This window comes from Aliivibrio sp. S2TY2 (assembly GCF_028765525.1).
Lineage (GTDB): Bacteria > Pseudomonadota > Gammaproteobacteria > Enterobacterales > Vibrionaceae > Aliivibrio > Aliivibrio finisterrensis_A.
In genome coordinates, this window is record NZ_JARACS010000009.1 from 34,678 (window position 1) to 48,877 (window position 14,200).

Below are 14,200 nucleotides of genomic sequence, written 5' to 3' on the forward strand. Positions count from 1 at the left end.
TACATAATCAAATAAGGACAGTATAAATATGGAAAAAATACCATTTAATTCATCGTGTATAGCAGCTATGGCATTAATGTTAAGTGGATGTGTAGCAAGTACACCAGAACTTGTAAGTCAAGATTCTTTTACACTCCATGATATGCCCGATGTTGGTATTATCATCAATTTTGAATCCTTTTCATACTATCAAGATAATAGTGTTTCACTGATTAGGTATCTATCAAAAAACGATGAGCTTTGTGTTCAATATGTATCAAATGCAGGTGTATTGGTAAGTTATAATTCAACCTCCACCAATGCTGATATAAAAACATATTGTGCTGAGTATGTAATTGATACCAGTGTGAGTCATTTTGATTCGAGCACTGATTTATCTAAAGAGTATAGTTTTTTAAATCCAGTGAGTATCGAAACGATAAGATCTAAAGGTATCGCTGTTCAACGTGTCCTGACTAATTAATCTTTTACCAATCAAATATATAAAGGAACTATCAATGTTACGTGAATATTGGAATTCAGTGTTATTAGAAGCAAGGTTACTTGTTACGCCACAACAAGAGAACATATTGCTATTTATTTTTGCATTATTAGTCGTAATTTATTTAATTCGAATAAGTAAAGACAAAAGAGTAAGCCGATGGGTTCAGCCCACTCACCTTAAGGCAAGTGAAGATCTTCAAAAAGATGAGGTTAAGGTAAAGGTAAAAATAAAATGTTTATGATGATGGTTTCTGTTTTGATTTAAGCGATAGGTGGTATGGATAATTATAGTGAATTACAGCAAGAGGTCTTACACCGTTTGGCCTCTGCTCATAATCGAGGGGTGATGAAGCTAGCTTTGTCGGACCTGATTATTTTGGTAAAGAATAGAGTATCAACCAAGCTAGAATCTTCCTCTGTAATTTCTGAGTGTGATTGTTTGCTCGGTGATGGAATGATTAGCCATAAGTTTATTGTTTATAGCTCTTTTTATTCACTAACACGAAAAGGGCTGAATGCTGTATCTGAGCTAAAGGTACGTTAGTTAATCTCTGAATCTCCATTTAACTCTACATCCCCCATCATGTTAATTAGTTTTACGTAACTTGGTGATTGCTTGCGTAGCTGTTGGTCATTCTGAAGGGCTTTAAATGGTTTATCTAATTGCATGCAGTTGAAATGATTGGTTGTAATTCGATTAACCATTGTGACGGTTTCATGGCCGTAACGCTGACTTGAAAACGTCGCTGTTATGAGTTTATTTACCACAGGGCTTTGAAGCTCTTTTACTGTGATATTTCTGCGACATTTTTTAGAAAAATGATCGGCATAATTTTGAAGTAATGTTCCATATTGAAGGCTAGTGCTTTTTACAGAATTGAGATAGTTGGTTAATTCTTTTGGTTGTTGTGAGGCCACCACATTAAGGCTAGTTAGCGATAAAAGAATACAGAAAGAAGCGCTAGTTAGGTTATTCATGGAACGTCCTTTTAAACATAATTGATTATTAATAATACAATGAAAATAACCAAAGTTGATAGTTAATTAAGCAATACTCAACATTAAACACCTACTTACATTGCGGTATAATGAACTCATCAAAGGTAATGGTTTAGGGTGGATTTATGGAATGTAATTACAATGTTTTTTTTGAGTTCTATCTGTTGGGAGTATTTTTGGCGAAAGGAACATTATCTTGCCAAGAAGAAAGTGAGTTAAATATTTCTAATTTAGATGCACTGGATATTACGTGTGCCTTACGAGATGTAAAAGGCTATCGCTTTGCTCGGGTAAAAAATATCAAGCTTGTCTCTGATAATGAAATAGAGGCGGAATTAAGATCAGGTCAATTATTACTGATTAAAGTTGATATTCAAAATGTCCCTTTTGATGAGTTAGAGCACCGTTATACAGAAGAAGCGAGGTAGTACCGTGGTAGTACAAAACAATGAATGGATGAATTTAGGTATCACTCAACACCGTGCAGCTAACGGAGATGCGTATAAATCATCACGCTCAGCCATGCGTCATGCGGCATTCAAAAGTGATGACTCGGCTCGCGTTGTCGTTTTAGATGATGGTTTTGTGGTGTTAACGGGAAAAGAAATGACAAAAGAAGAGGCGTTGTTATTTCGTGAACATTATTTGCCTTATCGTCACGAAAATATGCTTCATGCTGAAGGCGTTTTTGAAAAGCATCGTAAGCCTTGGCCACTTGAACAACCTATTTTATGCAGTAAGAACAACCAAGCAAAAAAAATTCTTGGGCTTTATTATTGGCAAATGCCATTTGATGAAGCGCGAAAGAAAAGTGAATACCGTGGCTTGCCATACAGAACGTGGCAACGAGGTCGAATCAAACATGGTTTAGTGATAGATGAATAAGGGGTAAAAGGAATATGAAACCACTATTTAATCAGCAAGGAAGTGAAGTACCTAAGCGACCAAAGGCTTCTGATGTGGAGGTAAAAAAAGCGATCATTGAACGTGGTTTATCCTCCTTTTTTTCTAAAAAACAGCCTGTGTTCGAACCGAATCAAAAAGACGCACTGATTAAGATATTTAATGAGCATTGGGAATACTCTTGTGATGAAGAGGAGCTTGCTGAATACGTCGGTGAGTTGAGCGTTAGTGTAAAACAGGACGCTTTAGTTTCAGCGCTTATTACGGCCTGTGAGCACTTGAATTACACTTATTTAGTTATCTTAGCTGAATGGTCTCAAAGTAATGCCATTACCCCACCATATCCAGTAGGTTCAAAATTGGATAAAGGAACGATTACAGGCATATCCCAAAAAGAGGCGGCAACTTATGAAGTGCTCATTTATGGCTTTCCTGAGAGCAGCCCAAATCGTCGAAGTGTGAAATTTGAAGACGCAATATTGGCTGAAGAATAATAAATATTTGTTGGCATTAATTAAAAAATTAGCACTTCAGGTTTCAGTTAAGTTCAAAATAATAAGTGAGAATGTATGTCCACACATCAAGTTAAGTTAGCGAAAGCAACGGAAGATGATTTTAAAATCATGTGGAAAGTTTTTGAGGCTTTTCAAGAAATCGAAAACAGTGGCCACATTTCAGAGCTGCGAGAGGAGCGACTGAATAAGGTGACTATCGGGCGTTTATTGCAACTTGGAACGGGTGGTTTTACTCGAATTGTTATGGGATGTGAAACTCTTATTGATAATGTGTGTGATAAAAATCAAGATTACTATGAACTAACGCCCTCCCTACTTAATGCAGAAAGCGAGCTAGATAAAGCGCATGCAGCACTTGACGCTATTTTGAAAACGGGGGAGCTCAGTTCTGAGAGTGTTGCTATTGCTCGAACGGCATTAGGGCTTGATAAATATGGTCTTAATGAGAAGTGATTTTTCTGAAAAATGTATAAAAAGCCATACTCAATATTGTATGGCTTTTTTTATGGCTGTTATTTGTTCGTTTACGGGGTAAATGTGTTATTCATTGAAAGGAGGGCTAATTTTAGGAGACTTTTTTATGCCTAGTTAAATAGTATTTTTGACTGGCCTATTCAGGCAGTTTGATTTTTATATATATGATACTATTTTAACTAATTTTCATTGGGTATTGTAATGATGGATCAATCTAGTGTAGCTCGTTTCGGAAAAATATTAGCGTTCAATAAGAAAAACGACACATTAAAAATAGATTTTGAAGGGAATCCATTAAATCAACCTGTTTGGGGGAAAATTGGACGATTATTTCATACTGAAGAAATTAATTTGGCGATAGATAATCAATTGGCTTGCCGTATTGAATTTATATCTAATGATTTAACTTTGCCGATATTAACGGATATCTATTTTTCTATTTTTGAAGAAAAAGAATTAAGAATTAAAGCAGGCTCTATTGTGTTGGAAGGTGAGGAAAATCTCACTTTAAAAAGCGGAACAACATCGACGGTGTATCACTCGAAAAATGGTCACGTAACTACATCTGCATCCCATATCAGCTCAGAAGCAGAGCGAACACATAAGATAAAAGGAAAGACGATCAGTTTGAATTGATCTTTTTCCTTACATTAATCTATATCAGAATGGAATAACAATGACCGTTACAATTAATGCAAATGGATTGAGTATTATTCACAAAGGATCAGGAGGAGAAGCGAATGCTACTTTACCTGATGTATGCGCAACAACAATTGGAAAGTCTACAGTGAATATTGCTTATGGAAATAATGCGAAATCATCTGATTTAGTTAATGGAACAACAACTATTACCGCTGATGGTGGGCATCCTATTGCGATTAAGGGATCTAAGTTCTCTAAAAGTACGGGGGATGAAGGTGGCGATAAAAAAGGAGTTTCCTCTGGCACAATTCAAGGTGAGGCTGAGTTTATTTCTGGATCACCTACGGTATTATTTGAAGGAAAGGGTGTCTGTCGATTATCAGATCAAATGACGATGAACTCTGGTAATACTATGTGTTTAGGTGGTGCACAAAACCCTTCAATACCTAATGATGAAGTAGAAAAGCTTTTGCATGATTTAACGATAAAATGCCGTCACCCTGATGGGATTTTATTAAAAAATGCGACGTTTATTATTTTTGATGAATCAGGTGCTGAGATACAGTCAGGCCAAATTGATGAAAGTGGTCAAGGTAAGGCGATGGATTTATCGTCAGGGTTAATCCGTATTAAGATAACAGAAAGCGCTAATCCGTTTGAAATAGATGAACCATTAAGACAAAACAATCCATATTATAAAACTGACAGTGACAATGGGTATTTTTTTGAATTAGTGACCAAGGGTAAATGTGGTTTTTGGCAAAAAAAAGGCATCAATATATCTGCATCAACATGGGGGGATATGCCTCTCATGCTAACGTCATCTATGGATTTTAATGATTTAGTTCTTCAAGAAGTTCAATGGCATTACTCTCACTACCAGTCTCAATCAGCAATGAAAGAGTTAGCGAATGATCTCATTACTGCAATTGACGTTTGTTCTATCCTCGACACTAAACAATGTATTGCTAGAATTTTACCTTCGATTATTGAAGAGGGAGACATTCTTGCTGCTTTGCTTTGTCTTAAAGAGTCAGAAACAGCTAATAATGTGTTTGCTTTTATGCGACATAGGGGTAAAGGAAATCCGCAGAACTACCTTAAAGAATACAATTGGACTGAGCTTAAAAAGAGGCTCAATACAGATATAGACGCATTATTACAAAAGATAAAAAATCGAATTAGTTGGCTTCAAGAGCAAGCTGAGCGTTGTAATTATGCCTACTTAGCGTCTGAGGTATTTACTGTATATTTGGATAAAATCAACGTGTATCTCAAGAAAAGCCCTGACTATGTGAGTTCATTGGTTGATGAGATGAAAACCACAGTATCTACGTTAATTGAAGATAATGATGTTCATGTTGTTAAATCACCAAATGCTCGACACGCTTCGGAAGGTGGTGGTGTTGAATTAGTGGTTAATACTACAGATCGAGTTGATGTCGTCGAGTTGGGATGGAAACCCGTTCAAGGTGATTTTCCATTATTGGTTTTTGAAACTAAAAATAAAATGGATGATTTTGATGCGCCAGATATGACATATGGCGATGAAACCAAAGAACAAATTGAATCTTATGGATTTATGAAGCCATTTAAGCAATCAGAGTATTATTCTCACAGAGAAGGATATACACGATATAGTGAAGATCAGTTTGCTTTACCTGCTAGTGAGCATTTTAAGCGTATGCGTAGTTTAGCTAACGATATTCTTTTTGGTCGAGGGTTCTCTACTAAGGGAAAAACAAGGCATATATTTTCTGAGATGGTTAATAGGTTTGAGCGCAATGAGGGGGAGCACTACAGTCATCCATTGTTAACCGATGCACTTAAATACCACGAAACTACCGCTAAGTTTCATACTGCATTGATGAGTTGTTTAGGTGAAAATATTAATAATGGAACGTTGCCAATTGATATTGAGAGTGTGACAAGTCAGTATATGTCTTCAGATATTAAAGGTGAAGGTGCTCCTTTACCTCAGTTTCTTGTGGGTAAGATATTTAAATTAGATGCACACCCTAATCTTTTTGATGGCACGGTTTTGTCTGTTCACGGAATATGGTCGATGCGTGTTTATGTCGAAGAGTTGGAATATAAGGGGAAACAAGTTCGCGGTAATTTTAAATATGAAGTTCAAGATCATTTTGGACTGGATATTAAAGATATTGATCATAATAGTTTTGATGATAATCCAGATAATGATGGAAAACCTTATGAATGGTTAGATGGTTTTAGATCGTGGTATTTACTTCAACATTTTGATGGGTATGGATACAAACCATTCATTACTAAAATGGAATTTGAATTATGATGCGGATTGTTAAATTCATACTGTTGTTTATTCCTCTGTATTGGTACGTATTGCTTTGGGATAGCCTCGTTTTTCATATAGGCATACCAACATTAAATATCGGAGATAATTATCCTGCTTGGGTTGAGGATGTAATTGGGCCTATTTTTTTATTCTTTGGAATACCGTTGAGTATATTTATTGGTTTAGTTTACACTTTTCGGAAAAAATATTGGGTGTGGTTTGGGGCTTATATGATACTTGGTGGCGGTTTGTGGGTTTGGTTGGGTATATAAGCTTGCAATGTTGAGTTAAGTACGTACGGGGAAGTTATCGAAGCTTAAGAGCTTGATCTTATAGAAAATAAAGGGGAGTTAATTCCCGATAATTTCTTTGTAGTTACTTAGTGGTTAATACAACAAAGCGAGTTGACGTTGCAGAGTTGGGATGGAAACCCGTTCAAGGTGATTTTCCATTATTGCTTTTTGAAACTAAAAATAAAATGGATACATTTTGTAATCATAAAGGCAGCTTAGATTGTAAGGATGAAACTATATGCCAAAAAGATATGACGATGAATCAAGAGAGGTGTCTTGTCCTGAAATGTGTCAACACATTTCAGGACTTTTATATTGATAAATCAAGAAAAAGAATAAGAACCTTGTTGCCTTTCTACAATGGTGATTGAAGAATAAATTCATTATGAATTAAAAGGCTCGTTATCTTTACCATGCTTTACCTTTTTATGTAGGCTTCTGAGAATTTCTTTAAGAGTTGACTCTTCAGCTGCTAATTCGGGGGAATCTTGTTCCCTAGGAGCATGATGAATTTCCGTTGGATCATCTTTAGTGCCAAGTTTTCCAGTCTCTTCGCAGGTTGATTCTAAACCTATTAACGCCCTCGCTTTCCGATAATCTCGTTTGGCCTTCTTTGATTTATATTTGACAGTTTCAGAGGCTACTACTCTTTCGTCTATAAGCTCTTTATTGTGATTTATTTCTTCAACATTGGATTCAAATAACCTTGCCTTTTGACTAACATTAGGGTCGATATCCCTTAATTTCGGGTCGTTCCATTTAACCACAGCGGAGAGCTTGACTAATCTTTGATCATTATGAGTAATTACAATACCCTCAGGGCTATCTACTATTAACTCATTAACTTCTGATGGAGTTAGTGGGGAATGTTCGCTAATATTATTAGCTTCAATATAAATGTTGCTGTTTGTGATTTTTGTATCAGTATAAATCTGAATGAAAACGGCTCCATCACGAGAGGTCGATATAGCCTTTTGGGTTTCAGGCAGAGGTTTAACTTTTGTCATCATTATCTTCGCTATTTTGTTGTTCCACAATCTGCTCGTAAGTCAACCTACCTGCTTCATTAATCAATTGCTGGGTTGTTTGTGTCTTAATTTGAGTAGAGCGTGGCCTAGGTTGTTCGCTGTATGTTTGCAAGAACTCTTTCACTATGGATATACGAATTGAGCTCTTACCATTGACCTTTTGTACGTCTTCTTCAGCTGAATCAGCAAGTAATTTTCGAATTGGCTTTCGATCGGTTCCCAATGATGTTACTAAAGACTCTGCATCGATATATGGAGTATGCGTTTTATTTATATGGTCTATTTCAGTAAATGAATTCTCTGCTAACGTTTTATTATTTTCAGTCAGAGTTTTGTTTAAATCTCGTGAAATATTGAACTCTTCAACCTTAATAAAATGAGATAATGGCTCCCTCACTTTGGGTAAATTGGAGCTAGTCATAGTTTGCTCCAGTTAAAACGTGATTTTGCTATAAAGATTTTTAAGTTTGTCAAATGCCTCTGCGGCTTTGGGTTCATTGGGGTTCTTATCTGGATGAACCTTGGTTGCAAGTGTCTTGTACCACTTTTTAGCAACCTCTGGATTTTCATACATTTCTGAAGTAATACCAAGTTGTTGGTTACGACGCTTTCCATCGACTTCTAACAACAAAAATAAAATACGATCACGGTCTGACTTGAAGTAATCAATTTCATTGTTATGTTGCGACACTGCGATCTCTGGTTCAGCCTCTAGAGTTTCCAGATCTGCACATCGCTTTTTAATAGTTTTCAATGAAAAGTAGAGCTTAACGATGATTAGTACTAAAACAGTAATAATAATAAATTTCACGGATGTAGCTCCTTGAGAACGGTGCTTTAAGAACCTTGAATATGTAATATGAGTGCTCTTTATACCAGAAACTAAAATCTTAGCATATGTTATTAACGACATACTGGTTACTTTCTTGATGTGATTAGAAGCTCAAGGGCGGGACCTGTGTCTACATGTTGCATTTGAGGCTATTTTGAAAACGGATAAGTTCTTATAGATAGGTTATTGCTTAAACGGCTTTAGGGCTTGATAAATATGGTCTTACGATGAGTCATTTTTCTGAAAAATGTATAAAAAAACCATACTAATATATAGATATGGCTTTTTTGTGGCGGTTGTTTGTTCGTTTATGGGGTAAATGTGTTATTCACTACCCATTATAACTGTCGAAATACATTAAATACTTGATATAAAATGATAATTTTAATTCTATTTCTACAAATGTGAATGTTAAAGTTTGATTACTTTTAGGTATATTATGTAAGAAGAGATGGATAAATCAGAATAAATACGAATACTTATTCGAAAAAGTCCACCCTAAGAGATAACTAGTTGTTGAGCTATCTCGTAGGGTGGGAGGTGCATTATTCTTCTAAGTGTGAAGTAAAAGTGTTATAGCTATCAGCCTTCACGAACTTAGCTGGGTTATCTAAGGCTTTTCCGTTCTTGTCTTGCGACAACGCTTTAAAGTGTTCAATACCACAATCAATTTTAGCTTGCTCGGAAGATCGTAAATCATCAGAGAATATACTAGATTTAGTCTCAACTACAAAATAGAGCTGATCTCCCATACCGTCTTCTTTATCAATTAAGACCGCCCAATCAGGGTTATAACTACCTAACGGAGTATCAATCTTAAACCACGCTGGTAATTTAGCGTAAAGCTTAACGTCCGTTGATTCTTCAAGCTTCTCTGCAAATTCGAACTCTGTATCAGAATCACAAATAATGTAATCGTAAACAGACTTGTTCGCCTCAACCATATTCTTAAGATAACCAGTAAGCTCTTCTTCTTGGAACAACTCCTGAGCGTAGTAATCTTCATCTCCAATTCTGTGATATGAGATACCATCAACAATTGCTAAACGCATTTGCTTACGGATCACTTCACTAGCAAGTTCGATGAATCGCTGTGGGTTGTTCTTGAATGCTTCTAACTTATCACCTAGTCCAAGCAGAATATCTACCACTGTCTTACGGGTTAGGTTCGTGTTTGATTCAAGATACGTTACTACGTCTGGAAGTTGGAAGTTTCGATTACGGTAGTATTGGATCTTTGATTCTTCATTAAAAGTCTCAAGTTCCGCTTCTGTTATAGCTACTTTCACTTTTTTATATTCAAACTTCGCACTTGCAACCGCAACTGACGCTCTGATTTCCTTGATACATTTCTGTACAAGCTCATCAACGCTGAAATTCACTCGGTAAGTAGTCTTGTACTTAATTCTGTCCCAAAGAGCTTTAAAATCATCCCCAAGCACGATTTGCTTACCATTATCTTCACGAAGTGTTGCTGTTTTCTTCTCTTCATGTTTTTTAATGCTTAAGCCTTTAGCAACCTTAGTTAAAGTTGCAAGAATCGCATCTGAATGTTCTTGAACACTTTCAGGTAAACTAACCGTATTATCAACCAGAGCAGTTTTAAGAGAATCTAGAATTTTGCCTTTTTTATCGATGTAGCCTTTATCCGCTAGATGCAGATAAATTTCTTCAGATTTTTTAGCACCAAGAAACTCTTTAGTGTCATGTTCATCAGAGATAACAATATTTGCAAATTGGTGTTTTTCAACGGCACCAAACTTGATCCCTTCCTCTTCCTCAATCTCTTTTTGAAGAGCTGCAACAAATTGATCATAAGACTCATTTGCCATTACAGTAAGCGTATTAACCTCAAAGCCATACGGTACACGTTCACCCGACTGATCTACGGCTAAACGTAAACCTCGACCAATCTCCTGACGCTTCTTCATCACAGAGTTAGTTTCGTTCAACGTACAAATCTGGAATACATTAGGGTTATCCCAACCTTCTTTCAAGGCTGAGTGAGAGAAGATAAATCGAAGCTTTTCATCCATTGATAAAAGCTTTTCTTTGTCTTTCATAATCAAGTTATAAGCAGATTCATCAGCAGCAGTTTTACCACCTTCACCTTTTGCTGAAAGTTTAGATTCTGCAAATTGAGGATTACCTGACGCATCTTTTTTCTTGTCTTGAGCAAAGTAACCATTGTGAACTGAACTCGCTAGTTCCTTGAGCGCATGTTCATTTAAGGTTGGCTTATCTGCTTCATTCTTATCCCAAATTGAAGGATATAAAACACGATACTTTGGCTTTCTGAGCTGTTGTGTAAATTCTTCTTCAAACCACTTGGCAAATTTACCCTGAACTGGCACACCATCACTTGAATAGCCTCGGTAATTAGCTACTTTATCTATGAAGAACAGGCTCAAAACCTTAATACCTTTCTGGCTTAGAATCTTGGAATGATCCATTATGTCTACGCCAGTCGTAATTTTTCTATAGAATTTAAGCTCTTTTTCAAGGTGTTCTTCAACGGTCTTAGATACCTGTAATCGCTTATAGGTATCTTGATCAACTTCACCTATGGATTGACTTAGTTCTATGATGTCATCACGACTCGTAAAGTCGATATACTCATTACCTTCTTCACAGTAAATGTCGTTGATTACATAACCTTCATAAACAGTTCTTCCACCAGAAGCTTCAAATAAATCTTGGCCACTTTTCACTGTAATTGGTTTACGGGGAAGTAATTTACCAGTTTTAGGATTCTGCTTATCAATCTCAATTTTAGCGGTGATTGGTGATTTCTTATTATCAACACTAATCAGCTTGATATACGCTTGGTTATGATTGTCTTGAACCTCCAGTGAAGCAACTTCAATCTGTTTAACCAGTTTACGAGTATAAGCATCAATCGAATCAAGCTTATAAAGCAAATTAAATTTTTCTGTCAATGTCGCTGAATATCGGAACGTACAAAGTGGATTTAAACTTGCAATCGCTTTTTTACGGTTGTTCGTAGATGCAACAGATTGAGGTTCATCAATTAGAAGAACAGGATTTGTTGCTTGGATGAACTCGATAGGTTTCATACCGTTTAGACGATCATCAGTACGGTGAATCAGGTTAGCTTTCGTCTCTTTCTCTGGATCAGTGAAAGACTTACTAAAAGCGTCAATGTTGATTACCATAATTTGAATATAATCATTCGTAGCAAAGTTTCTTACTTGCTCACGTTTTGAAGAATCATAGACAAAGTAATCATATTGAACGTTCTTATACTCTTTTCTGAAATGGTCTTCCGTCATTTGCAGAGATTTATAAACACCTTCTTTGATTGCCACTGATGGAACAACGATGATGAATTTTGTTAATCCATAACGTTGATTAAGCTCAAATGCACTTCGCAAGTAAACGTATGTTTTACCTGTACCAGTTTCCATTTCAACAGTAAAATCGAGGCTTGTAAGTGATTTTTTTGCATTTTCTGTTTGAGGTAAACCGTTAACCAACTGAACATTCCGTGTATTTTCATACAGCTCTTCATCGAGTAGCTTAATTGCGTTGGCAACACCGATACCATCATTTTTCTCAAACATATCTGATTGAACAGCGTTTGATACAGTGAAGTTAGATTGAAATGTTTCTTGTCCTTCAAATACACCAACAATCGCGTTAATCGCTTCTTTTTGATGATCAAGATCAGGGTTAAACTTTATCTTCATTTCAGACATAATTTATCCCCTAAATGCTTTTAACATCGTCAATGCCAGCTTGCTTCAAGATCTGAATAGCATTAGTTTTTACATTGCTATCAGCAAATCCTGCATCTTTGAATACAACTTGGGTAGTTTCTGGATCTAGCTCTTCTTTCAGCTTGGCGATACCTTCTACTGTTTCACCTGTAATTTCGTCATCTAGGCAAACAATCAAAGCACCTGCACCAACAATAAATACAGTCTTTCCGTTAACAACTTCTGTATCTACAGGTGTTGTTAGGTCGTAGCCATACTTTAGGAATATTTCATACAGAACATCTTCGCTTGAACGATCAGCCTTGATTGATTCTGTTGCTTGCTGAAGAACCAGTTCAAGGTTGTCAAAGTCTGCATCCCAAGGGCGGATATTTGTTTCGTCTAACTTAAATACCTTAAAACCATTTTTTTCATACTTTTCACCAGCTTTAACTAAGCGTTCTTTCGTAATTTCTGGAATCACTTTATAACCTAGGTTAGCTGCTATTGTGTCTTTAACTACTGGTTCTGGTAACTGTACAAGGATGAACTTTCGTTGAAGATTATCCTTACTATTTTGTGCATACATCGCATGACCTGTTGAGCCTGAACCTGCAAAAAAATCCAAAATAATGTCTTCTTCACCTGTTGCCATGACCATAATAGCTTGTAGTAAACCTATAGGTTTCGGGTTAGGAAATAATTTTTTGTCAAATCCCAAGCTGACAAGTTGTTCAGTACCTCTTTCACTATTTGCAAACTTGTGAGTCCAAGAAGAGGTTGGCTTAACTCTTTTATCAGAAGTTAAATAGTCTTTAACAGAAACAGTCCATTTGCCCCTTACATTCATATATCTGGCTTGCAATAAATCAATTTTTTCTTTTGCTGAATCTAATGACCAACGCCAATTACCATCGGAACCATCTTCTCTAGTTGGTTTTATTTGAATGAAGCCTTCAATGGAAGCATCATCGTAAGTAGGGTACAGCTCGCTTGTTACTTCATTGTACATAAAGTAATAAAAAAGATTTGGGCGATCCTCTCTTCTGTCATTATCGCCAGTCTTTCTTAAATCAATATCTCTATACTTCCCTTTACTATCTGATTTGTTATATCTTTTTGTGATATTTTCCTCTGGCTCCCATCCATAAAAAAGAATATCTTGTTTTTTATAACATAAAATATATTCGTGTGAACGAGCAATATATTTATCATCAGATCTCCCTTTAGGGTTATTTATGTTTGCAATACATGCTATGAAATTATCTTCACCAAATATCTCATTGCATATGTTACGTAAATTATTTATTTCATTTTCGTCAATAGAAATAAATATAACACCATCGTCTTTTAATAAGTTTCTCGCCAGTTTAAGACGAGGGTAGATCATATTGAGCCAATCAGAATGATAACGTCCAGATGTATCAGTATTTGTTTTCAGCTTATTCCCACTATCATCGACTAGGTTGGTAATCTCTAAATAATTCTGGATGTTATTATGAAAATTATCACTATAAACAAAATCCTTACCTGTGTTATATGGTGGGTCGATATAGATCATCTTAACTTTTTTGTGGTAAGACTTTTGAAGCAGCTTAAGCACTTCAAGGTTATCGCCTTCGATAAACAAGTTTTCAGTTGTGTCCCAATTAACACTTTCCTCTTTGCAAGGACGTAATGTACCTGTTGATGGTGTTTGAGCGATTTGTCGAGCTTTCGCTTTACCATTCCATGTAAAGTTGTAACGTTCTTCTGAATCGTCAATTTTTTCACCTAAAACTGCTTTTAGTGCTTCAAAATCAATCTTGTTTTCAGAAAAAACATCAGGAAAAAGCTGTTTAAGCTGTTCAATGTTTTGCTGTGTGATATCTAAGCTTTTTGCTTCAGGGCTGCTGCCCGTAATTTTATCTATTTCGCTCATTTTTCGACCTATTAACTGTCAGTATTGTCGCAAGACGTTGCTACACAACACTTAAAATTATAATAAACAATGCTATT

The 14,200-nt window shown here is 36.0% G+C and carries 16 protein-coding genes; 10 read left to right on the plus strand and 6 right to left on the minus strand.

Features of this window, described 5'->3' with window-relative positions:
* The first annotated feature begins 28 nt into the window (after nucleotides 1-28).
* Genes PVK63_RS13835 through PVK63_RS13845 form a run of 3 tightly spaced genes read left to right on the plus strand, consistent with a single transcriptional unit; the run spans nucleotide 29 to nucleotide 1,027 of the window.
* Nucleotides 29-463 (plus strand): hypothetical protein, encoded by a 435-nt coding sequence (locus tag PVK63_RS13835; RefSeq protein ID WP_274440689.1) that lies wholly within the window; start codon nucleotides 29-31, stop codon nucleotides 461-463.
* A 34-nt stretch (nucleotides 464-497) separates the two neighbouring features.
* Nucleotides 498-725 (plus strand): hypothetical protein, encoded by a 228-nt coding sequence (locus PVK63_RS13840; protein ID WP_274440688.1) that lies wholly within the window; start codon nucleotides 498-500, stop codon nucleotides 723-725.
* 35 nt (nucleotides 726-760) lie between these two features.
* Entirely contained in the window at nucleotides 761-1,027 is a 267-nt protein-coding gene (locus PVK63_RS13845; RefSeq protein WP_274440687.1) for a hypothetical protein, read from the plus strand.
* Here the strand turns inward: PVK63_RS13845 and PVK63_RS13850 are convergent.
* Nucleotides 1,024-1,461, minus strand: a complete 438-nt coding sequence (locus tag PVK63_RS13850; protein ID WP_274440686.1) for a hypothetical protein — start codon at nucleotides 1,459-1,461, stop codon at nucleotides 1,024-1,026. The genes PVK63_RS13845 and PVK63_RS13850 overlap by 4 nt on opposite strands.
* 197 nt (nucleotides 1,462-1,658) lie before the next feature.
* On the opposite strand from PVK63_RS13850, the gene PVK63_RS13855 reads away from it, so the two are divergent.
* The 7 genes from PVK63_RS13855 to PVK63_RS13885 all read left to right on the plus strand — a co-directional run bounded on the left by PVK63_RS13855 (nucleotide 1,659) and on the right by PVK63_RS13885 (nucleotide 6,602).
* The gene (locus tag PVK63_RS13855) at nucleotides 1,659-1,910 is read left to right on the plus strand and encodes a hypothetical protein (protein WP_242509772.1); all 252 of its coding nucleotides are present in this window, start codon (nucleotides 1,659-1,661) and stop codon (nucleotides 1,908-1,910) included.
* A 4-nt stretch (nucleotides 1,911-1,914) separates the two neighbouring features.
* Nucleotides 1,915-2,367 (plus strand): hypothetical protein, encoded by a 453-nt coding sequence (locus tag PVK63_RS13860; protein ID WP_274440685.1) that lies wholly within the window; start codon nucleotides 1,915-1,917, stop codon nucleotides 2,365-2,367.
* 14 nt (nucleotides 2,368-2,381) lie between these two features.
* Nucleotides 2,382-2,879: a hypothetical protein gene (locus PVK63_RS13865; protein ID WP_274440684.1), complete on the plus strand. Its 498-nt coding sequence runs from the start codon at nucleotides 2,382-2,384 to the stop codon at nucleotides 2,877-2,879.
* Nucleotides 2,880-2,954: 75 nt separating this feature from the next.
* The gene (locus tag PVK63_RS13870; RefSeq protein WP_274440683.1) at nucleotides 2,955-3,353 is read left to right on the plus strand and encodes a hypothetical protein; all 399 of its coding nucleotides are present in this window, start codon (nucleotides 2,955-2,957) and stop codon (nucleotides 3,351-3,353) included.
* 222 nt (nucleotides 3,354-3,575) lie between these two features.
* Nucleotides 3,576-4,010 (plus strand): hypothetical protein, encoded by a 435-nt coding sequence (locus PVK63_RS13875; protein ID WP_274440681.1) that lies wholly within the window; start codon nucleotides 3,576-3,578, stop codon nucleotides 4,008-4,010.
* Between the two features lie 40 nt (nucleotides 4,011-4,050).
* Complete coding sequence (locus tag PVK63_RS13880) at nucleotides 4,051-6,327, plus strand: DUF3289 family protein (RefSeq protein ID WP_274440680.1); 2,277 nt, start codon at nucleotides 4,051-4,053, stop codon at nucleotides 6,325-6,327.
* Nucleotides 6,324-6,602 carry a hypothetical protein gene (locus PVK63_RS13885; RefSeq protein WP_274440679.1) on the plus strand — a complete coding sequence of 93 codons (279 nt, stop codon included), beginning with the start codon at nucleotides 6,324-6,326 and terminating at the stop codon, nucleotides 6,600-6,602. Before PVK63_RS13880 ends, PVK63_RS13885 begins: the two co-directional genes overlap by 4 nt.
* Before the next feature lie 404 nt (nucleotides 6,603-7,006).
* On the opposite strand, the gene PVK63_RS13890 is transcribed toward PVK63_RS13885, so the two are convergent.
* From PVK63_RS13890 to PVK63_RS13910, 5 genes are all read right to left on the minus strand, one after another.
* Nucleotides 7,007-7,633 carry a hypothetical protein gene (locus PVK63_RS13890; protein WP_274440678.1) on the minus strand — a complete coding sequence of 209 codons (627 nt, stop codon included), beginning with the start codon at nucleotides 7,631-7,633 and terminating at the stop codon, nucleotides 7,007-7,009.
* Nucleotides 7,617-8,072, minus strand: coding sequence for a hypothetical protein (locus PVK63_RS13895; RefSeq protein ID WP_274440677.1), 456 nt, complete (start codon nucleotides 8,070-8,072; stop codon nucleotides 7,617-7,619). The genes PVK63_RS13890 and PVK63_RS13895 overlap by 17 nt, the downstream gene beginning before the upstream one ends.
* Nucleotides 8,073-8,084: 12 nt before the next feature.
* Nucleotides 8,085-8,462: a DnaJ domain-containing protein gene (locus PVK63_RS13900; protein ID WP_274440676.1), complete on the minus strand. Its 378-nt coding sequence runs from the start codon at nucleotides 8,460-8,462 to the stop codon at nucleotides 8,085-8,087.
* A gap of 566 nt (nucleotides 8,463-9,028) precedes the next feature.
* Nucleotides 9,029-12,202 carry a type III restriction-modification system endonuclease gene (locus PVK63_RS13905; protein WP_274440675.1) on the minus strand — a complete coding sequence of 1,058 codons (3,174 nt, stop codon included), beginning with the start codon at nucleotides 12,200-12,202 and terminating at the stop codon, nucleotides 9,029-9,031.
* A gap of 10 nt (nucleotides 12,203-12,212) precedes the next feature.
* Nucleotides 12,213-14,123 (minus strand): site-specific DNA-methyltransferase, encoded by a 1,911-nt coding sequence (locus PVK63_RS13910; RefSeq protein WP_274440674.1) that lies wholly within the window; start codon nucleotides 14,121-14,123, stop codon nucleotides 12,213-12,215.
* Nucleotides 14,124-14,200: the final 77 nt, after the last annotated feature.

What these genes read in the sequence shown, in the direction of transcription:
- PVK63_RS13835 (WP_274440689.1), top strand. Translation starts at nt 29, where the DNA reads ATGGAAAAAATACCATTTAATTCATCGTGTATAGCAGCTATGGCATTA.
- PVK63_RS13840 (WP_274440688.1), top strand. Translation starts at nt 498, where the DNA reads ATGTTACGTGAATATTGGAATTCAGTGTTATTAGAAGCAAGGTTACTT.
- PVK63_RS13845 (WP_274440687.1), top strand. Translation starts at nt 761, where the DNA reads ATGGATAATTATAGTGAATTACAGCAAGAGGTCTTACACCGTTTGGCC.
- PVK63_RS13850 (WP_274440686.1), bottom strand. Translation starts at nt 1,461, where the DNA reads ATGAATAACCTAACTAGCGCTTCTTTCTGTATTCTTTTATCGCTAACT.
- PVK63_RS13865 (WP_274440684.1), top strand. Translation starts at nt 2,382, where the DNA reads ATGAAACCACTATTTAATCAGCAAGGAAGTGAAGTACCTAAGCGACCA.
- PVK63_RS13870 (WP_274440683.1), top strand. Translation starts at nt 2,955, where the DNA reads ATGTCCACACATCAAGTTAAGTTAGCGAAAGCAACGGAAGATGATTTT.
- PVK63_RS13875 (WP_274440681.1), top strand. Translation starts at nt 3,576, where the DNA reads ATGATGGATCAATCTAGTGTAGCTCGTTTCGGAAAAATATTAGCGTTC.
- PVK63_RS13880 (WP_274440680.1), top strand. Translation starts at nt 4,051, where the DNA reads ATGACCGTTACAATTAATGCAAATGGATTGAGTATTATTCACAAAGGA.
- PVK63_RS13885 (WP_274440679.1), top strand. Translation starts at nt 6,324, where the DNA reads ATGATGCGGATTGTTAAATTCATACTGTTGTTTATTCCTCTGTATTGG.
- PVK63_RS13890 (WP_274440678.1), bottom strand. Translation starts at nt 7,633, where the DNA reads ATGATGACAAAAGTTAAACCTCTGCCTGAAACCCAAAAGGCTATATCG.
- PVK63_RS13895 (WP_274440677.1), bottom strand. Translation starts at nt 8,072, where the DNA reads ATGACTAGCTCCAATTTACCCAAAGTGAGGGAGCCATTATCTCATTTT.
- PVK63_RS13905 (WP_274440675.1), bottom strand. Translation starts at nt 12,202, where the DNA reads ATGTCTGAAATGAAGATAAAGTTTAACCCTGATCTTGATCATCAAAAA.
- PVK63_RS13910 (WP_274440674.1), bottom strand. Translation starts at nt 14,123, where the DNA reads ATGAGCGAAATAGATAAAATTACGGGCAGCAGCCCTGAAGCAAAAAGC.